General features: G+C 70.1%; 20 protein-coding genes, 1 tRNA gene and 1 pseudogene. 10 read left to right on the forward strand and 12 right to left on the reverse strand.

The window, feature by feature from the left end:
• Together G3I56_RS18650 and G3I56_RS18655 are read right to left on the reverse strand one after the other, a co-directional pair.
• Positions 1-204 (reverse strand): annotated as a pseudogene (locus G3I56_RS18650) (IS5/IS1182 family transposase); the annotation flags it as partial.
• Between the two features lie 153 nt (positions 205-357).
• Positions 358-1863 (reverse strand): MFS transporter, encoded by a 1506-nt coding sequence (locus G3I56_RS18655; RefSeq protein ID WP_164410299.1) that lies wholly within the window; start codon positions 1861-1863, stop codon positions 358-360.
• Positions 1864-1925: 62 nt separating this feature from the next.
• On the opposite strand from G3I56_RS18655, the gene G3I56_RS18660 reads away from it, so the two are divergent.
• Entirely contained in the window at positions 1926-2894 is a 969-nt protein-coding gene (locus G3I56_RS18660; RefSeq protein ID WP_164410301.1) for a YafY family protein, read from the forward strand.
• A 25-nt stretch (positions 2895-2919) separates the two neighbouring features.
• Here G3I56_RS18660 and G3I56_RS18665 read toward each other — a convergent pair whose 3' ends face one another.
• Both G3I56_RS18665 and G3I56_RS18670 read right to left on the reverse strand, forming a co-directional pair.
• Positions 2920-3501, reverse strand: a complete 582-nt coding sequence (locus G3I56_RS18665; protein ID WP_164410644.1) for a TetR family transcriptional regulator — start codon at positions 3499-3501, stop codon at positions 2920-2922.
• A 470-nt stretch (positions 3502-3971) separates the two neighbouring features.
• Positions 3972-4973: a sigma-70 family RNA polymerase sigma factor gene (locus G3I56_RS18670; RefSeq protein WP_164410304.1), complete on the reverse strand. Its 1002-nt coding sequence runs from the start codon at positions 4971-4973 to the stop codon at positions 3972-3974.
• A gap of 188 nt (positions 4974-5161) precedes the next feature.
• On the opposite strand from G3I56_RS18670, the gene G3I56_RS18675 reads away from it, so the two are divergent.
• Positions 5162-5680 carry a GNAT family N-acetyltransferase gene (locus G3I56_RS18675; RefSeq protein WP_164410306.1) on the forward strand — a complete coding sequence of 173 codons (519 nt, stop codon included), beginning with the start codon at positions 5162-5164 and terminating at the stop codon, positions 5678-5680.
• 81 nt (positions 5681-5761) lie between these two features.
• On the opposite strand, the gene G3I56_RS18680 is transcribed toward G3I56_RS18675, so the two are convergent.
• Positions 5762-6553 (reverse strand): class III extradiol ring-cleavage dioxygenase, encoded by a 792-nt coding sequence (locus G3I56_RS18680; protein WP_164410308.1) that lies wholly within the window; start codon positions 6551-6553, stop codon positions 5762-5764.
• 133 nt (positions 6554-6686) lie between these two features.
• Here G3I56_RS18680 and G3I56_RS18685 point away from each other — a divergent pair, with 133 nt between their 5' ends.
• Positions 6687-7196, forward strand: a complete 510-nt coding sequence (locus G3I56_RS18685; protein ID WP_164410310.1) for a MarR family transcriptional regulator — start codon at positions 6687-6689, stop codon at positions 7194-7196.
• Positions 7197-7297: 101 nt separating this feature from the next.
• Here G3I56_RS18685 and G3I56_RS18690 read toward each other — a convergent pair whose 3' ends face one another.
• Together G3I56_RS18690 and G3I56_RS18695 are read right to left on the reverse strand one after the other, a co-directional pair.
• The gene (locus G3I56_RS18690; RefSeq protein ID WP_164410312.1) at positions 7298-8830 is read right to left on the reverse strand and encodes an MFS transporter; all 1533 of its coding nucleotides are present in this window, start codon (positions 8828-8830) and stop codon (positions 7298-7300) included.
• A gap of 156 nt (positions 8831-8986) precedes the next feature.
• Positions 8987-9628, reverse strand: coding sequence for a TetR/AcrR family transcriptional regulator (locus G3I56_RS18695; RefSeq protein WP_343239988.1), 642 nt, complete (start codon positions 9626-9628; stop codon positions 8987-8989).
• A 256-nt stretch (positions 9629-9884) separates the two neighbouring features.
• Here G3I56_RS18695 and G3I56_RS18700 point away from each other — a divergent pair, with 256 nt between their 5' ends.
• The 3 genes from G3I56_RS18700 (at position 9885) to G3I56_RS18710 (ending at position 14446) form a co-directional block, all read left to right on the forward strand.
• Positions 9885-11186, forward strand: coding sequence for a M6 family metalloprotease domain-containing protein (locus G3I56_RS18700; RefSeq protein WP_164410316.1), 1302 nt, complete (start codon positions 9885-9887; stop codon positions 11184-11186).
• Between the two features lie 59 nt (positions 11187-11245).
• On the forward strand, positions 11246-12967 hold the full coding sequence (locus G3I56_RS18705; RefSeq protein ID WP_164410318.1) for an IclR family transcriptional regulator C-terminal domain-containing protein: 1722 nt from the start codon (positions 11246-11248) through the stop codon (positions 12965-12967).
• A gap of 120 nt (positions 12968-13087) precedes the next feature.
• A complete protein-coding gene (locus G3I56_RS18710; protein WP_164410320.1) occupies positions 13088-14446 on the forward strand; it encodes an enolase C-terminal domain-like protein in 1359 nt (452 codons plus the stop codon).
• An 83-nt stretch (positions 14447-14529) separates the two neighbouring features.
• Here the strand turns inward: G3I56_RS18710 and G3I56_RS18715 are convergent, their stop codons facing one another.
• Both G3I56_RS18715 and G3I56_RS18720 read right to left on the reverse strand, forming a co-directional pair.
• Positions 14530-15114 (reverse strand): DUF1062 domain-containing protein, encoded by a 585-nt coding sequence (locus G3I56_RS18715; RefSeq protein WP_164410322.1) that lies wholly within the window; start codon positions 15112-15114, stop codon positions 14530-14532.
• Between the two features lie 348 nt (positions 15115-15462).
• Positions 15463-15657, reverse strand: coding sequence for a hypothetical protein (locus G3I56_RS18720; protein ID WP_164410323.1), 195 nt, complete (start codon positions 15655-15657; stop codon positions 15463-15465).
• Between the two features lie 105 nt (positions 15658-15762).
• Here G3I56_RS18720 and G3I56_RS18725 point away from each other — a divergent pair.
• Positions 15763-15835: transfer RNA gene (locus G3I56_RS18725), tRNA-Arg, on the forward strand.
• Positions 15836-16325: 490 nt separating this feature from the next.
• On the opposite strand, the gene G3I56_RS18730 is transcribed toward G3I56_RS18725, so the two are convergent.
• The gene (locus tag G3I56_RS18730) at positions 16326-16862 is read right to left on the reverse strand and encodes a hypothetical protein (RefSeq protein WP_164410325.1); all 537 of its coding nucleotides are present in this window, start codon (positions 16860-16862) and stop codon (positions 16326-16328) included.
• A 326-nt stretch (positions 16863-17188) separates the two neighbouring features.
• Here G3I56_RS18730 and G3I56_RS18735 point away from each other — a divergent pair, with 326 nt between their 5' ends.
• The gene (locus tag G3I56_RS18735; RefSeq protein WP_164410327.1) at positions 17189-17755 is read left to right on the forward strand and encodes a Uma2 family endonuclease; all 567 of its coding nucleotides are present in this window, start codon (positions 17189-17191) and stop codon (positions 17753-17755) included.
• 417 nt (positions 17756-18172) lie between these two features.
• Positions 18173-19120 (forward strand): endonuclease/exonuclease/phosphatase family protein, encoded by a 948-nt coding sequence (locus G3I56_RS18740; RefSeq protein WP_164410329.1) that lies wholly within the window; start codon positions 18173-18175, stop codon positions 19118-19120.
• 528 nt (positions 19121-19648) lie between these two features.
• Here the strand turns inward: G3I56_RS18740 and G3I56_RS18745 are convergent.
• Positions 19649-20068, reverse strand: a complete 420-nt coding sequence (locus G3I56_RS18745) for a roadblock/LC7 domain-containing protein (protein WP_164410331.1) — start codon at positions 20066-20068, stop codon at positions 19649-19651.
• Positions 20065-22290 carry a nitrate- and nitrite sensing domain-containing protein gene (locus G3I56_RS18750; RefSeq protein WP_164410333.1) on the reverse strand — a complete coding sequence of 742 codons (2226 nt, stop codon included), beginning with the start codon at positions 22288-22290 and terminating at the stop codon, positions 20065-20067. Before G3I56_RS18750 ends, G3I56_RS18745 begins: the two co-directional genes overlap by 4 nt.
• 263 nt (positions 22291-22553) lie before the next feature.
• Between G3I56_RS18750 and G3I56_RS18755 the strand changes: the two genes are divergently transcribed.
• On the forward strand, positions 22554-25517 hold the full coding sequence (locus tag G3I56_RS18755) for a M36 family metallopeptidase (protein ID WP_164410335.1): 2964 nt from the start codon (positions 22554-22556) through the stop codon (positions 25515-25517).
• Positions 25518-25589 lie beyond the last annotated feature (72 nt).

Here is a 25589-nt window from a genome sequence, read left to right on the forward strand (position 1 = left end):
CAACACCAGCACCATCGCCAGCCGCCCCGGTGACCAAGCAGGCTTCCCCCGCACCGGGAACAGACCGACGAACTGCTCATCGGCGAACAGAACGCCCAGCTCATCCCGGACCCGGATCGCCAGACTGCCCTTCGGGAAGGCCGCCCGTGCCACCCGCACCGTCTCCACCGGGATCTCCCCCGGCTCCCTCGGCTGCATCGACATCGGCATCCTCCCCATACGACAACGTCGGCTCCCAAGACCACAACAAGGTCTTGGGAGCCGACGTCACGCGAGAGCCGGGATTAACCAACAGCGTCCCTGAGGTGCCGGGCCCCGCTCCACCGCTCTTGGCCAGTTCTGCTCAGTTGTGCTCGCTCAGCCGACGAGCACCTTCCCCCGCTCCTCCTCAGCCCCGGCCTCCGCCGCGTCCGCCACCGCGCCCCGTGCCGGAAGCGCGAACATCACCAGGAAGATCACGCCCATCAGCCCGGCCACCCACCCCAGCGCGTTCTGGAAGGCGTCCACGAACGCCGGCCCCACCTCGCCCGGCGCGAGCTTGTCCCCCATCGTGCCGAAGAACACCACCGACACCAGCCCGAACCCCAGCGCGTTGCCCATCTGCTGCACGGTGTTGATCAGACCGGAGGCCGACCCGGCGTGCTCCTTCGGCACCTCCGAGAGCACCGCGTCGGTCAGCGGGGCGACGATCAGGCCCATGCCGACGCCCATGACGACCAGCGGGAGCGCCATCTGCCAGGAGGCGATGGCCAGGCCGTAGCGGCCGGACTCCCAGATGTAGATCAGCACACCCGCGCCCATCACCAGGGCGCCCGCCTGGAGCACCTTGCGGCCGAAGCGCGGGACCAGCTTCTGGACGGACATCCCGGCCGCCACTGACACCGCGATCGAGAAGGGCACGCCGGTCAGCCCGGCCCGCAGGGCGCTCCAGCCGAGCCCCATCTGCATGTACAGCGTCCAGACCAGGAAGAAGATGCCGAGGCCGACCCCGAAGACGGTCTGCACGGCGATGCCCGCGGCGAAGCTCTTCACCCGGAACAGCGACAGCTCGACCAGCGGCGAACCGTCGATCCGCGTCTTGCGCTTCTCGTACGCCACCAGCGCGCCGAAGACACCGAGCGAGCCCGCCATCGACAGGTACCCCCACAGCGGCCAGTCCAGCTCGCTCCCGCGGATCAGCGGGTAGAGCAGCATCAACAGGCCCAGCGTCACCAGGGCGACGCCGACGAGGTCCAGCTTCATGGCCCGCGGGGCCTTCGACTCCGTGATGAAGCGGTGGCCCAGGATCAGTCCCGCGATGCCGACCGGCAGGTTGATCAGGAAGATCGGCCGCCAGCCGAGGCCGAACAGGTCCCACTCCGTCAGCAGCGCGCCCAGCAGCGGACCGGTCACCGCGCCCAGGCCGACGACCGCGCCGAAGAGCCCGAACACCTTGCCGCGCTCGTGCGCCGGGAAGGTCGCGTGGACGATCGACAGGACCTGCGGCACCATCATCGCCGCCATGCCGCCCTGGAGGATGCGGGAGGCGACCAGCATCTCCGGGTTCGCGGCGAAGCCGCAGAGGGCGGAGGCGAGGGTGAAGCCGCCGATGCCGACGAGGAACAGCCGCTTGCGGCCGTGGATGTCGCCGAGCCGTCCGCCGGTGATGAGACCGGCGGCGAAGGCAAGCGCGTAGCCGGCGGTGATCCACTGGATCTGGCTGAAGGAGGCACCGGCCTCGCGCTGGATGGACGGGATCGCGACGTTGACGATCGTGACGTCGACGAGGTCCATGAAGGCCGCGGTCATCACGATGGCGAGGGCGAACCAGCGTCGCCGGTCCGGCACGACAGGGATGCTGGTCGGTGTGTCGGTGGAGGTCATGTGCTCAAGCTAGAACCCCATTAGGTCAGATCGTGTCCTAGTGGTGCGGCATCCTCGAACTCATGACGACGGACACACCGGCCCGGCTCCTTCAGCTCCTCTCCCTCCTCCAGACGCCCCGCGAGTGGCCCGGCGGCGAGCTCTCCGACCGGCTCGGGGTGTCCCGGCGCACCGTGCGGCGGGACATCGACCGGCTGCGTGAACTCGGTTATCCCGTGCAGGCGACCAAGGGTTCCGACGGCGGGTACCGGCTCGTCGCGGGCAAGGCGATGCCCCCGCTGGTGCTCGACGACGAGGAGGCGGTGGCCATCGCGGTCGGGCTGCGGGCGGGCGCCGGGCACGCGGTCGCGGGGCTGGACGAGGCCTCCGTACGGGCGCTGGCCAAGCTGGAGCAGGTCCTGCCGTCCCGGCTGCGCCGCCGCGTCTCCACCCTCCAGGCCGCGACCACCCCGCTGACCAGCGGAGACGGCGCGGTCATCGCGCCCGAGACACTGACCGTGATCGCCTCGGCGGTGGCCGGCCAGGAGCGGCTACGGTTCGCCTACCGCGCCAAGGACGGCACCCCCACCAAGCGCCTGACCGAGCCCTACCGGCTCGTGTCGACCGGCCACCGCTGGTATCTCGTCGCCTACGACCTCGACCGCGCCGACTGGCGCACCTTCCGCGTCGACCGGCTCGGCAACCCCTTCGCGACGGGCGCCCGCTTCACCCGGCGCGAGCTGCCGACCGGCGACGCCGCGGAGTATCTGCGCCGCTCGATGCACGTACGGCAGGAGACCTACGTGTTCGAGGCGACGTTCGCCGCCCCGGCCACGTTTGTCGCCGCCCGTGTCCCGGCCTGGCTCGGCACCCCCGAGCCCCTGGACGAGCACAGCTGCCGCATCCGTTCCTCGGTCGGCGACCCGGTGGAGCACCTGGCAGTGCGGCTGGCGTCGGTCGACTGCGAGTTCACGATCCGGGAACCGGCCGAACTGGTGGATCGTGTACGGGAGTTGGGGGCCCGGATGACCCGAGCGGCGGCGGGCAGCTGACCGGCGGCCCGCGGGAACTCGCGCCTCAGGAGCTCGCGCCGCTCCACGGGAAGTCCCGCAGCGCTCCCAGGTTGCGCACCGCCAGTGCCGCCGGCCCGGTCGGACCGTCCGCCGGGGCGTCCCCGGCCGACCAGGTCTCGAAGGCGACGCGTACGGCGGCACTGGCGACGGCGGCGGTGAAGCGCGTCTCGGGTGAGCCGGCCGGACCAACGCCACGGGAGGCCAGCGCCTGGGCCAGCGCACGTTCCGCCGACCGGCACCGCTCCGCCCACACGCGCAGCAGACCGGGGCTCTCCTCGGCCAGCCGGAGCAGGGTGCGGGCCCAGTCCAGGTCGCTCTGCGACACTCCGGCGCCGGGGGTCAGCACATCCCGTGCCCCGTGCTCCAGGGCCTGCGGCACGGACAGTGCGGCCGGGGCCTCGCGCACCGCCTGGGCCCAGCGCTCCGTGCCCGCGCCGAACAGGGGGCCGATGGCCTCTTCCTTGGTGGCGAAGTAGCGGTAGAAGGTGCGCGGCGCGACCCCGGCGGCCTGGGCGATGTCCTCGGCGCGGGTGGCCCTGAGCCCGTGCGTCACGAAGAGCCGCCCCGCCACCAGGGCGATCTCCATCCGGGTCTCGCGCTTTCGCCGTTCGGTGAGGGAACTGGGGTGGGACACGGACGCCACGTTATGCCGCTGTGGCACAATCTGCCATTCGGCGGGCCACCCCGGGGTTCAGGTACGGGGTGCCCCGCCCTTGGACGAACCGCTGGGCACCTCAAGCGATCCACCAGGCAGAAGAGAGCGCAAAAGAGAGCCGGGCCCCGGCACCTGGGGGGGTAGGTGCCGAAGCCCGGCTCGGGGAGAGCCCCGACGCTGGGGGGGGTTGCGTCGGGACTCGGCTCAGGGGGTCCGAGGCGTCACCGCCCGGACCCGAAGTCCTGGGCCCTGAGGTCTTGTGCCCCGGACCCGGTGGTTTGAAGCAGCCTCGCACCGCTATCTTTGCGCGGCCTTCCGCCACCCCGCGCACGCGACCACCAACAGTCGTACGCCTCCCGGCGCGCGAAGCCCCCGAATGCGCCCCCTGAGGGGCACGGGAACTACGCCGCCGCGTCGAACCCGGTGTCCCGGGCCAGCTTCTTCAGTTCCAGCAGCGCGTGCTTCTCGATCTGGCGGATCCGCTCACGGGTCAGCCCGTGTTCCTTGCCGACCTCCGTCAGCGTCCGCTCCCGGCCGTCGACGATGCCGTACCGCATCTTGATGATGGAGGCCGTGCGCTGGTCGAGGCGGCCGATCAGGTCGTCCAGTTCCTCACTGCGCAGCAGGGTCAGCACGGACTGCTCGGGCGACACCGCCGACGTGTCCTCCAGGAGGTCACCGAACTGGGTCTCACCCTCGTCGTCCACCGGCATGTTCAGCGAGACCGGGTCGCGGGCCCAGTCCAGGACGTCGACCACGCGCGCCGCGTTCGTGTCCAGCTCGGCGGCGATCTCCGCGGGCTCCGGGTCCCGCCCGTGCTTGCGGTTGAACTCGCGCTGCACGCGCCGGATCCGGCCCAGCTCCTCCACCAGGTGGACGGGGAGACGGATCGTGCGCGACTGGTCGGCTATGGAACGGGTGATGGCCTGCCGGATCCACCAGGTGGCGTACGTCGAGAACTTGAAGCCCTTGCGGTAGTCGAACTTCTCGACCGCGCGCACCAGGCCGGCGTTGCCCTCCTGGATCAGGTCGAGGAGGGGCAGGCCGCTGCGGGGGTAGCGGCGCGCCACGGCGACGACCAGCCTGAGGTTGGAGCGGATGAAGACGTCCTTGGCCCGCTCGCTCTCGGCGACGAGCGCCTCCAACTCCGGGGCGGTGGCTTCGGCTTCGGCCTCTGTCTCGCCGTCGAGGATCTGGCGCGCGAACACACCGGCTTCGATGGCCTGCGACAGCTCGACCTCCTTCGCGGCGTCGAGCAGCGGGGTTCGGGCTATCTCGTCCAAGTACATGCCGACCAGGTCGCGGTCGGCGATCTCGCCGCCATGGGCGCGAACACTGCGTGCGCCGCCGACGGTCCCGCCAGTGGCGGACGACGTACGACGGGCGACGGCACGGGTTGCCATGCTTGCTCCCTTGCGATGGTGGGCCAGCGTGTGGTCCTGGGTGTCCCTGTTGATTACTGAACGCTCAGCACACTCCTCGCGTGCCCAGCTTCCGAAGGAAACAACGACTGGAATCAGGACAGAATTCCCAACCCCTCCCCCTGTTTTTCTGATCTTGCAGTATCCTGCACCGCCACAGAGGAGGCCCGATGCCGTCGGATCGTACAAAGGTGCAGGTCAGGCCGGGTGTCGAGGATGATCTCGCAGCCCTCACCGATCTCTACAACCACTACGTGCGGGAGACACCCACTACTTTCGACATCAAAACCTTCACACCTCAGGAGCGTCGCTCCTGGCTGCTCTCCTACCCTGAAGACGGCCCGCACCGCCTGATGGTTGCCACGGACATGGACTCACAGCGGATTCTGGGGTATGCCACATCCGGCCCCTTCCGCGCGAAGCCGGCCTACGGCACCACCGTCGAGGTCACCGTCTATCTCGCCCCGGACGCGGGCGGGCGCGGCATCGGCACCCTGCTCTACGAGGCCCTCTTCGAGGCGCTGGCCCGCGAGGACGTGCACCGCGCCCTGGCGGGGGTCGTACCACCGAACGAAGCGTCCGTGCGGCTGCACGAACGCTTCGGGTTCCGGTACGTCGGCACGTACCGCGAGGTGGGCCGCAAGTTCGGCCGCTACTGGGATGTGGCCTGGTACGAGAAGGAGCTCTGATGCCCCTTCCCGCGCCTGCACCGGTGGCACTTCCGGCCATCGGGCACCTGCCCGAAGGGGCCGATCACCGGCCCTCGGGGGTCAGCCGAACTGGACCGACCGCTTGGCCATCCCCAGCCAGAAGCCGTCGATGACCGACTTCTGGGAATCCAGCTCACCGGCCAGGTCGGCGGCGCCCATCGTCACGAAGAGCGGCGCGAAGTGCTCGGTGCGCGGGTGGGCGTACCGGCCCGCGGGAGCCTTGTTCAGGAAGTCCAGCAGGCCGTCGACGTCCCGGTTCTCCAGCGCCCGGCGACCCCAGTCGTCGAACTCGCTCGACCAGGTCGGGACACCGGGGCCGGTGTGCCTGAGGGCGGCCAGGTTGTGGGTGAAGAAGCCGGAGCCGACGATCAGCACGCCCTCGTCACGCAGCGGGGCGAGTTTGCGCCCGATGTCCATCAGTTTCACCGGGTCGAGGGTCGGCATCGAGATCTGGAGGACAGGGATGTCCGCCTCGGGGAACATCTCCACCAGGGGGACATACGCGCCGTGGTCGAGACCGCGGTCAGGGACGTCCTGGACGGGCATGCCGGGGGCCCGCAGCAGCTTGCGTACGGACTCGGCGAGTTCGGGGGCGCCCGGGGCGGCGTACTCGACCTGGTAGTAGTGCTCGGGGAAGCCCCAGAAGTCGTAGACGAGGGGGATCGTTTCGATGGCACCGAGGGCGAGCGGGGCCTCTTCCCAGTGGGCGGAGACCATCAGGATCGACTTGGGGCGGGGCAGGTCGGCGGACCAGGCGGCGAGTTCGCCGGGCCAGATCGGGTCGTCCGCCAGCGGAGGTGCGCCATGGCTGAGGTAGAGCGCGGGCATGCGCTCCTGGATGTCGGCGGACATGTCGACTGCTCCCTTCCCAGGACCTTTACCGCTTCTGCCTCAAGTCTGCATCTTGAAGTCTCAAGCTTCTCGCATACTGAACATACATCGTTTTGGTTTAAAATTCAAGGACGGGGAACGTAGAGTGGAGTACATGAACACGGCATCTACATCTGACGAGGAGCCCCGCTGGCTCACCGACGAGGAGCAGCGAACCTGGCGCGCCTACATGCACGCCGTCACCCTTCTCGAGGACCATCTCGACCGCCAGCTCCAGCGTGACGCCGGCATGCCGCACGTCTACTACGGCCTGCTGGTCAAGCTGGGAGAGCAGGAGGAGGGACGGCTGCGCATGACCGAACTGGCGATGAAGGCCAAGATCACCCGCTCCCGTCTCTCGCACGCCATCGCCCGGCTGGAGAAGAACGGCTGGGTGCGCCGCGAGGACTGCCCCTCGGACAAGCGCGGCCAGTTCGCGGTCCTGACCGACCAGGGCCGGGAGGTGCTCCGGCGCACCGCGCCCGGCCATGTGAGCGCCGTACGGCAGGCCCTGTTCGACCGGATCAGCGACGAGCAGCGCAAGACGCTCCACGACGTCATGGACATCGTGGCCCAGGGCCTCCAGCCGAAGGACGCGAACGCGGATCTGCCCTGGCTCCGCTGAGCGGAACCAGGGCAGATCCTGGAGTCGTACGTCACGAGGCGTCCCCACCCCACGTGACGTACGGAGTGGCCCGAAGGGGTACGAGGGGACGACAGCCGGGGTCAGTGGGCGACCACCGGAACCTTCAGCTCCTCCTCGGCGCCCTCGCCGCTGACCGAACTCATGTCCGGGGCACCGGCGGTGATGAAGGTGAAGGCGATGCCCGCCGCGGCGACCAGGATGCCGACGGCGAACCAGATGGCGCTGGTGTAACCCTCGACCATGGCCTCCAGCTGGACCAGCTGCTGCTGGGAGCGGGAGGTCGCGCTGCCGATGTGGTCGGCGACGTACGAGGTGGTGGCCGAGGCGGCGATCGTGTTCAGCAGGGCCGTACCGATCGCGCCGCCCACCTGCTGCGAGGTGTTGACCATCGCGGAGGCGACACCGGAGTCACGCGGCTCGACGCCCAGCGTGGCCAGGGACATGGCCGGCATGAACGCCGTACCCATGCCGAGGCCGAGCAGGAGCATGGCCGGCAGGAGCAGGGCCGCGTACGAGGAGCCGATCTCCATCTGGGTCAGCAGCAGCATGCCGAGCGCGGCGACCAGGAAGCCGGGGCCCATCAGCAGCCGCGCCGGGACGCGGGTCATCAGCCGGGCACCGATCTGCGTGGAGCCCGTGATCATGCCCACGATCATCGGCAGGAAGGCGAAGCCGGTCTTGACCGGCGTGTAGCCCTTCACGATCTGCAGGTAGTAGGTCAGGAAGAGGAACAGGCCGAACATCGCGATGATCGCGAGGCCGAGCGAGAGGTAGACACCGCCGCGGTTGCGCTCGGTGATGACACGCAGGGGCAGCAGCGGGGCCTTGACCTTGGACTCGACGAACACGAAGGACGCCAGGAGCACCGCCGAGGCGATGAAGAGGCCGATCGTCAGGGAGTCGCTCCAGCCCTCGGACTCGGCCCGCGTGAAGCCGTAGACGAGGGAGACCAGACCGAGGGTGGACAGGACGACACCCGGGATGTCGAGCGGCGAGCGGTTGCGGCTGCCGGACGGCTCACGGATGACGAAGTACGCGCCGAGGGCGGCGACGATCGCGAACGGGATGTTCACGAAGAACGTCCAGCGCCAGTTCAGGTACTCGGTGAGGAAGCCGCCGAGGATGAGACCCACGGCGCCGCCGCCACCGGCGATCGCACCGTAGATGCCGAACGCCTTGGCGCGCTCCTTGGCGTCGGTGAACATCACCGCGAGCAGGGAGAGCGCGGCGGGCGCCAGCAGTGCGCCGAAGGCACCCTGCAGGGCGCGGGAGCCGAGGAGCATCGCCTCGTTCGTCGCGGCGCCGCCCAGGGCGGAGGCGGCGGCGAAGCCGATCAGACCGGTGACGAAGGTGTTCTTGCGGCCCCAGATGTCGGCGATCCGGCCACCGAAGAGCAGCAGTCCGCCGAAGGCCAGGGCATAGGCCGTGATGACCCACTGGCGGTTGCCGTCCGATATTCCCAGGTCCTGCTGGGCGGAGGGCAGTGCGATGTTCACGATGGTCGCGTCGAGCACGACCATCAGCTGGGCGAGCGCGATGAACGTGAGCGCTTTCCAGCGGTTGGAGTCGGGAGTCGGCGCCTTGGCGGCGACAGCCTGGGCTGATTCGGACATGGAGATACCCACTTCGGGACTTCGGGAGAAAAGGAAGCGAAAAGGATCAGTTCGTCGGCGCTGACGACTGGAAGCTCGGTGTGTGTTGCCGGTTGTGGCCAGTTGTTGCGAGTGGTGACTCGGGTGGTGACTCGGGTGGTGCTCTGAACTAATCGGTCAGGATCGGCGCAGGTCCTCCATCGTCACGGCCTTGCCAGGCAGTTCGGAGCGGGCCGGGGCCCGCAGTCCGTCCAGGAACAGCTGCAGGTGCCGATGGACGAAACGGTCGATGCTCGTGCACGCCGTACCCGCCGGAGGGCGGCTGAGCTGGGACACGGCGACCAACACGTCGCCCACCCCCACGTCGGTACGGAGCTGCCCGGCCGCCTTGGCGCGGTCCATGATCTCCCCGGTGAGCCGTTCGACCCGCTCCCGCGCGGCCTCCAGGTCCGGGTGGTGCTGGTCGAAGGTGCTGGACATCATCGGGCAGAGCGCGCCGATCCGCTCGTCGGCGGTGACATGCACGAAGCGCTCCAGCGCCGCGAAGGCGTCGCCGGTCTCGGCGAGCGCCAGTTCCACCGCCTCGGACGTACGGTCCATGACCGAGCAGACGACCTCCCGAACGAGGGCCTCCCGGTCCGGGAAGTTGCGGTACACCGTGGCATTGCCGACGCCGGCCCGGCGGGCGATCTCGTCGATCGGCACCTCGGCACCGAACTCGACGAACATCTCGCGGGCGGCGGCGACGATCCGCTCCCGGTTGCGCAGGGCGTCGGCGCGGGGCCGGGTCACCTTCTGCACGGGGATCGCGGTCTGCACGGCGTACTCCTTCATGAACCTGGTATTGCGATCCGGGGAAGCAGTCCCCGTTTCGCTCGGACACTTGGCTAAACGGGGAATCGATCCCCGGTTATTTCCCGGACCGGAAGAGATTGCATGTGACCTGGATCACATGCGCTCGGCTGAGAACCCACGATCGGTCTCCTCCAGCGCGCGCCCGCGCCGACCTCGACACAGGGTGATCGAAAGGGTGCAGTCCGAGACCGGCGGCTGCCGTGGCGCGAGGGGTCCGTGCATGCAGCAGCCGTCCAGCCGTCGTCGGATACGCCCGCCGGGCCCCCTGCGCCCCCGCCGGGCGGCGGCCCTGGTGTCCGTGGCCGCGCTGACCCTCGCGGTCAGCACCTCGGCCGGCACCGGGCACCTCACCAGGGGTTCCACGACGGCCGCGGGCTCCGTCCCGCTGGCCCGCGCCTCCGCGCTCGGCCCCTGTGCGATCCGGGGCGGTCTCGGCGTCCAGATGTCCGAGGGACTGCCCACCCCGGCCGGCTACTCCCGCTCCACCGGCACCGTCCGCGCGCTGAACCTGATGGTCGACTTCTCCGACGCCCCCGGCCAGGGCAGCGCCCTCGACCGGCTCGCGGAGTTCTTCCCGCAGACCCGGGACTGGTTCACCACCAGCTCGTACGGCCGCCTCGACTACCGCCCCGAGGCCCCCATTCCGGGCTGGCTGCGGATGCCCCGGTCGTTCCGCTCGTACGGCATAGAGCGCGGCGCCCCCTTCGACCCCGGCTACCGCAAGCTCGTCCACGACATCGTGGCCGCCGCCGACCCGACGGTCGACTTCCGCTCGTACGACCTGCTGAACGTGCTGGTCACCCCGAACGCGGGCCCCTCCGCCCTGGACACCGTCCTGTCCGTCACCTTCGCCGGCAATCGCGAGGCGCCGGTCGCGGACGGGGTGCCCGTCGCCAACGCGTCCTTCGTCTACTCCCGGCAGGACGACGGCTCCGGTTCGTACGACACCACGGGCTACCGCGTACTCCCCCACGAGAACGGCCATGTGTTCGGGCTGCCCGACCTGTACACGCAGCACGGCGGGGGCTCGGTCGGCCACTGGGACATCATGAGCGAGGACTGGGGGGCCAACAACGACCTCCTCGGCTGGCACAAGTGGAAGCTCGGCTGGCTGGACCCCTCACAGGTCGGCTGCGCGGCGACGGCCGGGACGGCGGAGTACATCCTCACCCCGCTGGCCCGCCCCGGCGGCGCGAAACTCATTTTCGTACCCGTCAACTCCCGTACGGGGTACGCCCTCGAGCTGCGTACGCGCGAGGGCAACGACGAGACGGTGTGCCGGCCGGGCGTGCTGGTCTACCGGGTCGACGCGAACGTCGACACCGGCCGCGGCCCGGTCACGGTGTACGACTCCCACCGGGGCAGCGGCGGCTGCACCCGCAGCCCGAACGTCCACGCGGAGCTGTCCGACGCGCCCTTCGCACCCGGGGAGACCTTCAAGGACCCGAAGCGGGGCATCCAGATCGCCGTGGCGAGCGCGGACCTCGACGGGAACTACCGGGTGGCGATCACCCGGCGGTGAGCCTGCCAGGGCCGACGGCCGTACGGCCAGGGGTTCCTTACGGGCATTACGGTGTGCCCATGGTCGCCCCCGCCACGAATGTCCCGCCGGTCCTGGACGGTCCCGTGCCCACCGAGGCCGTCGCACCGCTGATGCGCGGGATCGCCGTACTGCGGCAACTGACCGAGGCGGGCGGGACGCTGAGCCTGAGCGGGCTCGAGCGCGCGACCGGCCTGGCCCGTTCCACGGTGGACCGGATCACGGCGACGCTCGCCCGCATGGGGTACGTCCGTCTCGACGGCCGGGACGCGGTTCTCACCCCTCGGCTGATGGAGCTCGGCAACGCCTATCTGGCCGCCCTCCGGCTGCCCGCCCTGCTCGACGCGCACGCGGACGCCCTCGCCGACGAGTTGGACGAGTCGGTGTCGCTCGCGGTCGGTGACCGGGACGGCATCCGGTTCATCCACCAGGCCACCCGCCGCCGCGCGATGTCCCTCAGCTTCCGCATCGGCGACCTCCTCCCCGCCGAACGCACCGCCCCCGGACCGCTGTTCGCCACCGAGTGGACGGCCGCCGACTGGCACCGCTGGCGCGAACGCCGCTCGGCGGACCCGACCGACCACGGCTTCCCCGCCGTTCCGCCCCGACCCGCCGTCTCGGGTGCCGTCTCGGGTGCCGTCTCGGGCGCCGACTTCGAGGCGTACGTCGAGCGGGCCCGCGCCGACGGCTGGGCACTGGACGACCAGCTGATCGAACCGGGGCTGGTCGCCGTCTCCGTACCCGTACGGGACCCCCGTACGGGCCGGGTGGCCTGTGTCGCGAGCGTCGTCAGCCACACGAGCCGCCGTACGGCGACCGACCTGCGCGACGACCTTTTGCCGCGCCTGCGCGCGACGGTGGCCGCGATGGAGGCCGAGCTACGGGCCGACCTGCGGGTGCGCCCGCCGGCCGGGACACCGGCGCCCCCTTCCGGCCTGGCCGCCTGGACCGGTGCCTCGAAGCAGGAACTGGGCCGGGAGTTCGTCGAGTCCCTGGCCAGAGGCCTCACCGTCCTGACGGCCTTCGGCGAGTCCCGCGCCGAGCTGACCCTGACGGAGGTCGCGCGGGCCACGGGCCTGGCGAGGGCGACCGCCCGCCGGGCCCTGATCACCTACGAGCACCTGGGGTACGTCGAGGCCCACGGCCGCACCTTCACCCTCACCCCCCGGGTCCTGTCCCTCGGCTTCCCGCCCCTCTCCCACACCTCCCTGCCCGAGATCGCCTCCCCTTACCTGGCCGAACTCGCGGCGCGCGTCGAGGAGTCGGCGTCACTGGCGGTCCTGACGGCGGACTCGGGGGCGGCTTCGGGAGCGGAGATCCAGTACACGGCACGGGTGGCGACGAGGCGCATCGTGAGCGCCAACATCACCGTCGGGACGCGGCTTCCGGCGTACCCGACCTCGATGGGCCGGGTACTGCTGGCCGACATACCGGAGGCGCGACGGCAGCCTCGTGACCTGGCCCCGCTGACTCCGCACACGGTGACGGACCCGGTGGCCTTCGCACGGGTGCTGGCGGAGGTGCGGGAACAGGGATACGCCCTGGTCAGCGAGGAGCTGGAGGAGGGGCTGCGGTCGATCGCGGTCCCGGTGCGGGACCGTACGGGACGGGTCGTCGCGGCGGTGAACGTCGCGATGCACACGACCCGGCTTACGGCGGAGCAGTGTGTGACGGAGGTCCTGCCGGAGCTGTACGGGACCGCTTCACGGATCGAGGGGGAACTGCGGACGGCGGGAAGGTTCACCCGGGTGCCGCTGGCGTAGCCGCCGCTGCCATTGCCCACGCGCGGTCACTCACCTAGTCTCGACCTGCATACATCCACATACATGGACGACATCCACATACGCAGTCTGCGTGCAAGGATCGCAAGGATCTCGATGACCATGAGTACGCGTACGAACACCAGCACCAGCACCAGCACGCCGACCGTCACCTCCCTCTCCGTCTATCCGGTCGCGGGGCGAGACAGCATGGCGCTGAATCTCTCCGGCGCCCACGGCCCCTGGTTCACGCGCAACATCGTGATCCTCACCGACTCGGAGGGCCGTACGGGACTCGGTGAGGTCCCGGGCGGCGAGAAGATCACGCGGACGCTGCGCGACGCCGAGTCCCTGGTCGTCGGGGCGAAGGTGGGCGACTACAAGCGCGTCCTGGCGGAGATCGGGGCCCGGTTCGCCGACCGCGACTCGGGTGGACGCGGCGCCCAGACCTTCGACCTGCGCACCACCGTGCACGCGGTGACAGCCGTCGAGTCGGCCCTCCTCGACCTCCTCGGCCAGCACCTGGACGTACCGGTCGCCGCTCTGCTCGGCGACGGCCAACAGCGTGATTCCGTACGGGTGTTGGGCTACCTCTTCTACGTCGGCGACCCGGACCGGACCGAGCTGGACTACGTCCGTGAGCCGGACTCGGACGTCGACTGGTACCGCGTCCGGCACGAGGAGGCCCTGACCCCGGAGGCGATCATCCGCCAGGCCGAGGCCACCCACGCCCTCTACGGCTTCCGCGACTTCAAGCTCAAGGGCGGTGTCCTGGAGGGCGCGGAGGAGGTCAGGGCCGTACGGGCGCTGAAGGACCGCTTCCCGAAGGCCCGGATCACCCTGGACCCGAACGGCGCGTGGTCGCTGCGCGAGGCGATCGAGCTGTGCACACCTCTGAACGGCACGCTGGCCTACGCCGAGGACCCCTGCGGCGCGGAGGACGGCTACTCGGGGCGCGAGATCCTCGCCGAGTTCCGCCGGGCGACGGGCCTGCCCACGGCGACCAACATGATCGCCACGGACTGGCGGCAGCTGACCCACGCCCTGGCCCTCCAGTCGGTCTCCATCCCGCTGGCCGACCCGCACTTCTGGACCATGCAGGGCTCGGTACGCGTGGCCCAGCTGTGCAACGCGATGGGTCTGACCTGGGGCTGTCACTCCAACAACCACTTCGACATCTCCCTGGCCATGGTCACCCACTGCGGCGCGGCGGCCCCGGGCGAGTACAACGCCCTCGACACCCACTGGATCTGGCAGGAGGGCCTGGAACGCCTCACGGTCGCACCGCCGCAGATCGTCGGCGGCGAGATCGCGGTGCCGGACGCGCCGGGGCTGGGGGTCCAGGTGGACATGGAACGGGTGCTCGCGGCACATGAGCTGTACCGGGAGCGGGCGTTGGGGGCACGGGACGACGCGATCGGGATGCGGTATCTGGTGCCGGGGTGGGAGTTCGACGGGAAGCGGCCGTGCCTGGTGCGGTAGGGGCACAGCCATGGCCGGCGGCTCCTGCCCAGCCGGGGCCTGTCCGGCGGTTCCTGCCGGACAGGCCCCGGCCCGAGGAGGGCTCAGCGCTTGAGCGTGAAGGTGAAGTCGCCGGAGAGCCTGCCGCCCAGCCGGACCGCCGAGACGAGACTCCCCTCCGCGATCAGTCTCTCGACCTCGGCCCGCGAAAGACCGCACCCTTCAGCGATCAGCCGCACCGGCCGGACAGGGATCCGGACCGCGAAGCGGACCGAGACGTCGAGTACCTCGCGGTCCGAGAGGTCCGAGCCGTCCGAGCCGTCCAGCCGGTCCGGGTGGCCCGGCCCACCGGTGTCGAGGCGCCAGGCGCCGTCCCAGTCGAGGGCTATGCGATTACGGCGCCTTACGACCGGATCCTGGAGCAACTCAGCTGCTAGGCCGGGGTCGTTGTCATGCAGCCGGTCCAGCAGCTCAGGTCGTACGGAGCGCACGTTCATCCGCTCCAGGACCGTGAGCTTCGCCGTGTCCCCGCACGCCGTACAGAGCACGAGGAGCCAGGCGTCGATGAGCTTGTGGTTGGCGTTGACGCGGAATTTGCCGCTTGCCCGGAAGCTCTCCGACGCGCATGCGTGACAACGGCGGAGGACGAGAGGCAGGCAGGTGGGCGTGACCACCCAGTTTTCGAGCACAGAAGTACACCGGTTCCAGTGAGAAGTCCGCAGCAAAAAGCAGCGCGGCGCAAATACGCGACGCGCGACGAATCAGCACTCGGGAGGTCTCACACGGTGTACAACGGCACGTCCTAACCCAGACGACTTGGTCCGGCAGCACGGTAACTGCGCACAGCGGCGCCACTCCACTGGTTTTGATGCGGTCCTGGGACCGGGACTGGGACTGGGCCTTCGGGTACGGCTGTCCGCGCGCGGGCGTGGTTGGGCTCCGCCCCGGTCGGAGTGTTCGCCGTCAGGATGCTCGGTACCACCGTCGCCGCGAGCGGTGATGCAGTCACAGAGGACTTGCACGTGATCGACAGTGCTCTACCAGTGGGCCAGGTCGAACACCTTTGAGCAGTACGGGTCCACGGCGTCCGAAGGGTTGTACCGCAACTGGTCGTCGGCGATGAGGGAGGGCAGGGCCGCGGCCAGGCCCGTGACGCCCACGGCCACGGCTCCTGCCTCGTCGCGAAGTGACACGTCGAGGCCGACCACGTCGACCAGCCCCTCGCCGGTCACGTAGAGACGCGCGCTGTACCGGTCGAGGAGTCGCCGGTCCGCTCCGCAGCCCCTATACGGCGGACACTCGTCGGCGCACATCCGCTAAGGTTTCCTACTAGCCCCGCCTTCGTAGCTCAGGGGATAGAGCACGGCTCTCCTAAAGCCGGTGTCGCAGGTTCGAATCCTGCCGAGGGCACAACACATTGCCGCTCCGACCTGGGATTTATCCCCCAGCAAGGGCTCCTTCTCGGCCTCGGACTCCTCGTCCGAGGCCGTTTGCGTGAGCGGTGCGTGAGCGGACGGGGAGTTGATCTCCCGAACTTCACCCAACAGATCAGCAGCGTTCGGCACGGATTCCGTCTCGGGCTCCTCCGAGTCAGCGGGCTCTGACTCCACTTCGGGAGCGATGTTCTCCGACCGTCGTCGTGGCGGGCCGGCCACACACCAACCCCGATCCCGGATGGATGCGCGAACAGCTCTGCCCTTCCGCATGATCAGAAACCATGCGGAACCGTGGTGTCGGCGACGGGCTGCGAGGGCGTCGTAAATCGGGCCTGCCGGTCAGCTGACATCATGCTTCATCCAAGAAGACACGGGACCGCGAGACCGCGAGGGCAGCCCGGAGTCACGTCCGGGCCGCCCTTCGGCCGTTGCTCACGAATCGTCCGTCTCGTCGGCACCCCCGGTCAGTTTGCGGGGCCGAGGAAGACGGTAATGGGGGGCGACGAGGCGGGAGTGGCTTGACCGGGCGATTCAGCCAAGAGAACGACCCGATCGGCTTCCACATCGAACCCGAGCACCGGAGGCACGCAGTCGCCCTCCGGATGCATCAGCACCGGCTTGGCCAGCCGTCGCCCGATCGCCCGCAGGAAGCCGCAGAACACATCGAGTCGCTCCTGGCCCTGCAGCTCCCGCAGATCAACGTCGAAGTCGATCTCCTCCGCCGCATGGAAGCGGAAGATCGCCAGCACATCGGCTGTCAGCCAAACTCGCAGGTCCGGGCACTCGGCATCAGCCGGGCGGGACAACACTGCTTCTGCCCGGGGCATCGGCATCACGACCTCGCCCTCGGAGTACTGGCACCGCCAGCCGCTCGCGCTGATCAGGTCGAGGACCGTCTGCCAGTCCTCCACCGAGGCGTCAGGGACACGCACGTCCGGCAGCGACCCCATTTCATCAGGGTCGAAGAAGTACTCGACGTCATCCCACAACAGATCAGACACCCCGCCATGCTGCCCGGCACCGATCCTCAACGCAGCCCGATTTCCTTGACGAAACCCATAGGGGCACCCCCCCAACGCGATCTTGGCTTCTCCTCGCCGGCCGTACCGCGGCGGCTGCCGCACGGGGTCAGTGGTGCCGTCGGCCTGTTCCGGTCCCCTGGTGACGAGGCCACCGCGCCGGTTCCTCACTCTGGCCGTGGGCGCACTGGTCGGACGGCAGCCGACGGGGAGGACGTGTGAGCGGGACACGCGTGCCGGACGGACGGCAGACAGTACGCTGAATCCAGCGGGATCGGGCCCGCACCACAGTGTCCGGGAGGTGCTTCATGACGGCCGAAATGGTTGCCCCGGCGTGGATGCATGAGCAGATCACGGCGGAGGAGTACGAGTCCTGGTCCGAGGAACAGTGCGCCGGCATCGAGATCGTGGACGGGATGGCCGTCGTGAGTCCGACTGCGTCCAAGCGGCACAACCGGCTGGCCCGGATTCTGGCGAACGCCCTGGATGCCGCGGCGGGCCCGGAGTGGAACGCCGACACGGACTTCGACGTCCGGCTTCAGGACGTCCCGCTCACCAATCGCCGCCCGGACGTCGTCGTGTACCACGCAGACACGATCGACATCGCCCCCACTCGCCCTGAGCACGTGCTGCTGGTCTCGGAGGTGGTGTCGCCAGGCTCGGAGACCACCGACCGGATCGTGAAGGTCGACCAGTACGCCAAGGCGGGCATCGGCTTCTACTGGCGGATCGAGCAGGCCGTGACAGGCGTTCCTCTCGTGTACACCTACGTTCTCGACCCCGCGACGAAGACCTACCGGGACGGAGACGTGTTCACCGGCGTCCTCAAGGTAGTGGCCCCGTTCCCGGTGGAGATCGACCTCGGGCAGGTCTGACCAGCGCTGCTCGGCAGCCAACAGCGCGTGAGCGATGCCTGAGCGGACGGTCCGACACAGGGCAGCATGAGCCGGATCAAGTGGCTCGCCGTGCCGTTCCGACCAGAGGAAACAGGTCGCTACCGTACGGCAGCACCAATCACCCCCCGACAAGGATTCGTTCCCCCCTCCTGAGGCCGGTGTCGCAGGTTCGAATCCTGCCGAGGGCACAAGCTGGACAAGGCCATAGGCCCAGGTCACGGGGAGGGTTCCCGCGCCTGGGTCTTCGTCGTGCGCACTCTGGCCACACCTTCGAGCAGTCTGATCCCGAACCCCGCGCGGCCAAGCACCGACCGGGCCGTGTCCGGCGAGTCTCCGTTTCGTCGTGGGGAACCGTCCGGCGGGAAGGCGCGTCGTCCGTCGGGACGAGGGAGGCGTGTGAACGTACGCGAAGATCGGCGAAGCCGGAGGCGGTGGGAGTACGGGCTCTCCGCGTGTGCCGTCGGTGTCACCGGGCTGCTGGTTCTGCACTCCGCCGTGCCGAACCGGGTCGGGCGGCTCGGGAGCGCGCTGGAGACGTTTCTGCCGTGGCTGGGCGTGGCCGTGCCGCTCCTCGCGTGTCTCGCCCTGGTCAAGCGGTCGGCGGCAGGGCTGATCGCGTGTCTGCTGCCCATCCTCGCCTGGCTCTGGCTGTTCGGCGGGCTCTGGTTCTCCTCGTCCTCCGACTCGTACGACCTGACTGTCGTCCAGCACAACATCGCCGACGACAACTCCGACCCGTCCGGCACCGCACAGGCGCTGCTCGCCACGGGCGCCGATCTCGTGGCCGTGCAGGAGCTGACACCCGCGGCACGGCCCGTGTACGAGGACGTCCTGGGCGCGTCCCACCCCCATCGGACGGTCCATGGCACGGTCGGGCTCTGGTCCTCGTACCCCCTCACGGACGTGCGGTCCGTGGACATTCGGCCCGCGGGTTTCCCGGACAGCTGGCAGCGCGGGCTGCGGGCCACGGTCGCCGCGCCCGAGGGTGCGGTCGCGGTGTACGTGGTCCACCTGCCGTCGATCCGTCTCGGCGCGAACGGCTTCGCATCGACGGCCCGTGACGAGAGCGCGGCACTGCTCGGGGCACGGATCGCGGACGACCCGTCGGTCCGGCTCCTGGTCGTGGGTGACCTCAACGGCACCGTGCAGGACCGGGGGCTGGACCCGCTCACCTCACAACTCGGCGCCCCGGACTCAGGGTTCGCGTTCAGCTGGCCGGCTTCCCTGCCGGTGGCGCGGATCGACCAGGTGCTCGGCAGGGGGGTCGTGGTGACGGAGGTGTCGGCTCTGGACGCGACCGGGAGCGACCACTTGCCGGTGTTCGGCCGCGTACGTCTTGGCTGACCGTCAGGCATCTGCGATGGACTACGCGGCACCAGCGTTCCGTCCCAGGAGGGGGATGCTCCGGAGGGGTCCTGTCCGGCGGAAAGGGACAGTCGTACGGCTCCTGCGGCGGCGTCAGCCGGATCCTCGCCGTCTGCTGCGGCCCGGGGGTCGAGGTCGTGGCGCGCGGGCCGGGGGCGAGCGGATTGATCTCTGAAAGTGGGCCTGGGGTGCCTGGGTCGAGAGTCCCCGGCAAGCTCCGTAGGCGCGGCGGCGCGCAGGTCGTACGCCCCCTGGGCGGCGTCGGCCCGATCCTCGCCAACGGCTGCGGCCCCGGCGTCGAGGTCGCGGCGCGCGGGCCGGGGGCGAGCGGATTGACCTCTGTCCCCTGGGCCTGGTGCGCCTGGGACCAGAGCCCCGGGCAGGCTCCGCAGACGCGTCGCCGCGCGTGCCGAACTACTGATACCTGATCGGCGCCGAAGGGGCCCCGAGCAGGGGGGCCGCCACGGATATCCGCTCCCGGGACACGGGGGCCGGAGCGTGTCGCGGCTATCCCGCCGCCAGTGGTGCCGAGTGGAGTTGGCGTACGAGTTGTGGGGTGAGGAGTTCGCCGGCGCGGTCGGCGAGGACGGACATCTCGTAGCCGACCAGGCCTACGTCGCAGCCCTCGGCGGCGAGGACGCCGAGGCAGCTGCCGTCGCGGATGCGGCCGACCATGAGGAAGCCGCCCAGCATTTCGATCATGACGAGCTTCATGCCGCGGAAGCCGTGTGTCGTCGCCGCGTTCTGGGCGAGGCTGGTGATGCCGGAGACGACGGCGGCGAGATGGTCGGCGCGGTCGCGGCCGAGGTTGTCCGAGGCCGCCATGAGCAGGCCGTCCGAGGAGACGGCGACCGCGTCGGTGACGCCGTCGGCGGTGCGCACGAACTCCGAGATGAGCCAGCCGAAACTCTGGACGGCAGTGGTCACGATGACGCTCCTTGGGTGCTTCGGGCCTCGGCTCGGGCGACACCTGCTCGGAAGCCGTTGAGCAGGGAGGAGACAGCGGGTGGGGTGGTGGGTGCCGTGGTGGGTGGGGGTGTGAGCGGTGCGGCGGGGAAGGGCTGGGTCGCGGGGGCCAGCAGGCGGTCGGGCAGGACGAGGAGGGCGGACAGGCCGCCGCCCGGGGTGTCGAAGAGGTGGACCTTCGCGCCTTCGCCGAGGCGGTGGGCGAGCCGGCCGACGACGAGGTGGCCGAGGAAACGGGTGGGCGCGGCGAGGAAGGCGTCCTCGTCCGAGCCGGAGAAGCGCGCGCTCGCGCGTTCCTTCTCGGCGGCGGACATGCCGACCCCGTGGTCGACGACGGCGAAGCTGTACGTGCCGTCCTCGGTGTCGTACCAGCCGTGCACCTCGACCGGTTCGTTCGGCGGGGAGAACGTCAGCCCGTTCTCGATGAGTTCGGCGAGGAGGTGGGCGACATCGGCGACGGCGTGCCCGCGTACGCGCACCGGTTCCACGGCCGCGATCAGGACCCTGCGGTACTGCTCCACCTCGGCGACGGCCGACTGGACGACCTCCAGGCCACCGGCGGGTGCGGCCGTGGGCCGGGGCGGATTTTGTCCGGCCAGGACCAGCAGACTCTCGGCGTTGCGCCGCATACGGGTGGCGAGGTGGTCGAGTTCGAAGAGCTCGGCGAGGGCGTCCGGGTCGAGTTCCTGCCGTTCCAGGCGGGTGATGAGGCCGAGCTGACGGCGTACGAGATTCTGGTTGCGGCGACCGAGGTTGGCGAGCGACTCGGTGGTGTTGCGGCGCAGGCCGGCCTGCTGGGCGGCCAGTTGGAGGGCGGTGTGTTCCACCTGGCGCAGGGACTCCGCGACTTCGGCGATCTCGTCCGTGCCGCCCAGTGCCTGTGCCTGTGCCTCGGGGAACTCCACCTCGTCCTGCGGGGACTGCTGGATACGTGCGACGGTGGCGGGCAGCCGGTGCCGGGCCACGTCATGGGCGGCCTCGGCGAGTGCCCCGAGGGGGCGGGTGAGGGAACGCGACGCGAAGGCGGCGAGGGCCGCGACGAGAGCGGCCATCAGCGTTCCCCCGAGGAGGTAGACGGCGAGGGCCAGTTCGGCGTCGTGGCTGAGTTGGTCGGCCCGGTCGCGTACGTCGTCACCGACCGACTGCTGGACTGCGTAGAGGTCGTCCACGAGTACGGTCATCGCGTCCCACCAGGTGCCGGCGTCGACGCGCAGCGCGGAGCCGTCGGGGGCGCCCTCCGCCCGGGCCTCGTAGGTGGTGGCGCTCTCGGCGTCCTTGGTGCCGAACGCTTGCTTCAGGGCGGCGAGTTGGGGCGCGGTGGCGACCTGACCGAAGCGGGCGAGGGCAGCGACGCGGGTGGCGCGCACCTCGGTGAAGGTGAGGTACTCGCGGTCCTGGAAGGCGCCCTCGGCGAACACGCCGTTGAGGAAGCCTCGTTCGAGGGCGACGGACTCCTTGGCGGCGGCCAGTTCCCTCAACGCGGCAAGCCCATCGCGCAGTTGGCGGTCGTCGCGTGTCGCGGTGTCCGCCACCGGGTCGACGGCGTTGAGGGCGTCGACGGCGGTCGTGTAGAAGCTGAGGGTGGCGGTGCGGTCGACAGTTCCCCCGCCGGAACCAGAGGCGGTGTCCCTGTCGGCCGCGGTGCGGATGGCGGTGAGGCGGCGCAGGTGCTTCTGGATGACCTGCTCGACGGCACGTTCGGGGCGCATGGCCTCCAGCGCCGTGTCGACGCGGCGTCGAGTGGCGGCGAGTGGTGTCCGGTAGCTCTTCTCGCCGCCCAACAGGCCGTTCGTCAGCCCGCGTTCACGTTGCAGCTGGTGCACCAGCGCCTGGACGCGCAGGCTGAGGCCGACCTCGGCACGGGTCGTCCGGGCGTCGCCGAGCGCCTCGGCCCGGCCGTACACGGCCAGACCGGCCACCGTCAGCAACAGACAGATGGGGACCGTGATGACGACAGCCACCCGGCCCCTGATGCTGCGCCAGCCGGGCAGCGGACGGCGGGCCGGAGTCGTCCGGTCACCCTGACGGCGCACTGAACTGCCCTTGCGCGCAACGCCGTTGCCGACAGCGTCGCTGCCGACAGAGTCGTTGCCGACACCGCTGTTGCCGTCACCCCGCTTGCCGGCTTCGCCGAGTCTGTCGAGTCTGTCGAACAGCGGCCGTAATGGCGTCCACACCCTCATGCGACGAAGCTAGTGCGCCCGCCGCAGCGGCCGGTTTCCGGACTGTTAGAGCCCGTGGGAGCTTGGGTTGCGTCGCCCTCACACCGCAGGCCGGGGGCTGTGACCGATGCCCCGGTGCTGAGCACGGAGAAATGTGATCTGTGAGGCTCCTGTGAATATTGAACTTTCAGGCTTCCTGTTGTGCTGGGCATCCTGAGAGGTTTGGGGTGCACAACTCGACTGCTCCATGTGGTCGTTGGACCTCACCCCCCACGAGGCGCACCATGGCGAAAGCCCCCTTCGCGCGCAGAACACGCGCGACCATATTCACCGCGACGGCCGGCCTCTCGCTGGCCGTCGCTCTGCTGCCCGGCGGCGCGAACGCGGCCCAGGGCGATCCGGTGGGCCGCCCCGCGGCCGGCTCCCCGACAGACACCACCCCGGCGGGATCCCCGGCGGCCGATGGGCTGCCCCTACCCTCGCAGCAGTCGCTGGCGCGACGCGACGCCCGGCTGACGCCGGCCGAACAGCGGCCCGGAGTACGGCAGTTGCGTAAGCAGCTCGGGACGCAGGGCGTGCTCGAACTCGACCCGACCACCGGTACCGCGCGTCAAGTCGCCAAGCTCGACGGGTACTTGACGTCGGCCAGTGGCGCCGACCCGGAGGACATCGCCCGGGAGTATCTGCGGGCGCATCCCGATGTGTTCGGGCTCACCGCCGGTCAGGTCCAGGGCCTGACCCTGCGCAAGCAGTACACCGATGTCGCCGGGATACGTCACCTGTCGTTCGTCCAGTCGGTCGACGGTGTCCCGGTGTTCGGCAACGGTGTCAAGGCCAACGTCGCCCGCGACGGACGGCTGATCAGCGTGCTCGGCTCACCGGTGCGGAAGCTGCCGTCGCAGCTGCCGCCCGCCAAGGTCACCGGCACGCAGGCCCGGAAGACCGCCGTACGCGATATCGCGGGCGGCAAGGCCGACGGCACCGCCGGCTCGGACACCGCCAAGCAGGTCGTCTACCCGGCCTCCGGCGGCACCGCCCGCCGCGCCTGGCAGACCGTCACCTCGCCGGACGGGCATGGCATGTGGCTGCATGTCGTCGACGCCGCCACCGGCCGGGTCCTGTACCGGCAGAACCTCTCCTCCGACCTGGAGGCCACCGACACGACCGCTGCGGCGCCGGGCAGCGGGCAGCCACTGTCCTCCTCGCCGGCCACGCCCCTGCGCACCGGGAAGGTGCTCGTCTGGGACTACTCCCCGGGCGCCGCGACCGGCGGCAAGCAGCACACCCGGCACCTGGACACGAGGGGCTGGCTCCCGGCGGGCGCCAAGACGCTCGACGGGCCGATCGCGCACGTGTACAGCGACACGAACGACAACAACGAGACGGACGACGGCGAGGAGATCACCCCGGCCGCCGACGGGACGTTCTCCTTCCCCTTCAAGCCCTTCACCGGTGACAACTGCGGTCCCGCGCCCTGTTCCTGGGACCAGAAGACGCCGTACTCCTGGCAGGCCAACCGCGAGCAGAACGCCGCGCAGGTCCTCTACTACCTGGGCAAGTTCCACGACCACCTCCAAGCCGCCCCGATCGGCTTCACCCGGGCCGCGGGCAACTTCGACGGGCGGGACGGCGACGCCGTACAGGCGCAGACCGACGACGGCGCGGCCATGCAGGACGGACTGCCCGACGACAACCACGTGAACAACGCCAACATGGGGACGCCGCCGGACGGTCAGGCGCCCACGATGCAGATGTACCTGACCGGCGGCTACTCGGACTCCCCGGACTACAAGGTGCCGTCCGGGAACTTCGGCGACGTCGCACCGGTCGTGTACCACGAGTTCACCCACGGCCTGTCCAACCGCCTCGTGGTCGACGCAGACGGGGTCTCCACGCTCACCGGCCAGCAGGGCGGGGCCATGGGCGAGGCCTGGAGCGACTGGTTCGCCGCCGACTTCCTGGCCACCAAGAGGTTCATGAAAGACGACCCGCGCGTCGACGGCGAGGTGTCGATGGACCCGCCGGGCTGGCGGGGCGACCTGAGTCTGCGCTCCCAGCCGCTGGACTGCCGGGTCGGCTCCACGTCGGCCAAGTGCCCCGGCACGAAGGAGGCGGGCGCCGGCGGGTACACGTACGGCGACTACGGGAAGATCTACTCCGGCGGCCCCGAGGTGCACGCCGACGGCGAGATCTGGGGCGAGACGCTCTGGGACCTGCGCACCGAACTCGGCAGCAAGCTCACCGAGTCACTGCTGACCCGGGCGATGGAGCTGTCCCCCGCGAACCCGACGTTCCTCGACCAGCGCAACGCCATCCTGCAAGCCGACACCGTGGTCAACGGCGGACGTGCCCACAATGCGCTCTGGCAGGCCTTCGCCCACCGGGGCATGGGCTACTTCGCCGCCGCGCTCACGGCCGACGACATCCGGCCCGACGAGGACTTCTCGCTGCCGCCCGGCCCGAACACCCCGCTCGTCACGCTCACCGGCAAGGTGACCGACAACGGGACCGGCACCGCGGTGAGCGGCGTCACGGTCAGCATCAGCGGCCACTCCTCCGGCTTCCCCGGCGCCGACCTCTCCGCGGTGAGCGCCGCGGACGGCACGTACACGATCCGGAACGTCCCCGAGGGCACCTACCGGAAGGTGTACGCCAGCGGCAACGGTTACGAACCGGTGATCCGCACGATCACCGTCAACTCCGGTGCCGCCGACTGGGCGTTGCGCCGGAACTGGTCGGCTTCCTCCGGCGGCGCCGAGATCACCGAGTTCAGCGGCGTCGACTACAGCGACTTCGGTTGCGGACCCGCCAGTCTGATCGACATGTCGGGCGCCGTCTGGGGCTCGGAGGCCAACGGCGGCACCAACGGCACCGGAGTCGACCCGGTCCACAGCACCGTACGGCTGCCCGCGGCCGTGGACGTCAGCGACCTGCGCGTCGACCCGACGGCCGGCTGTGGGGACGACGTGACGGCGTCCCTCGGTGACTACCGGATCGAGACGTCGACGGACGGCACCACCTGGGCCACCGCCGCGGAGGGCCACTTCGGTCCCGCCGACACCGGCCGGGAGAACGCCGTGCCGCTCAACACGGGCACCGAGCAGAACGTCCGGTACGTCCGCGTGACGATGCTGGGCAACCAGGCTGCCGACAACGGCGTGGACTGCGCGCAGAACTCCGGCCCGTCGGGCTGCCGTTACCTGGACATGACCGAGCTCCTCGTCCACGGCACACCCCACCAGGGCTGACAGACCCGGTAACCAGCAGGTCAGAGGGCGGCGTTCCGGATACGGGACGCCGCCCTCTGACCATTGGCAGGT

This window comes from Streptomyces sp. SID12488 (genome assembly GCF_010548275.1).
Taxonomy (GTDB): domain Bacteria; phylum Actinomycetota; class Actinomycetes; order Streptomycetales; family Streptomycetaceae; genus Streptomyces.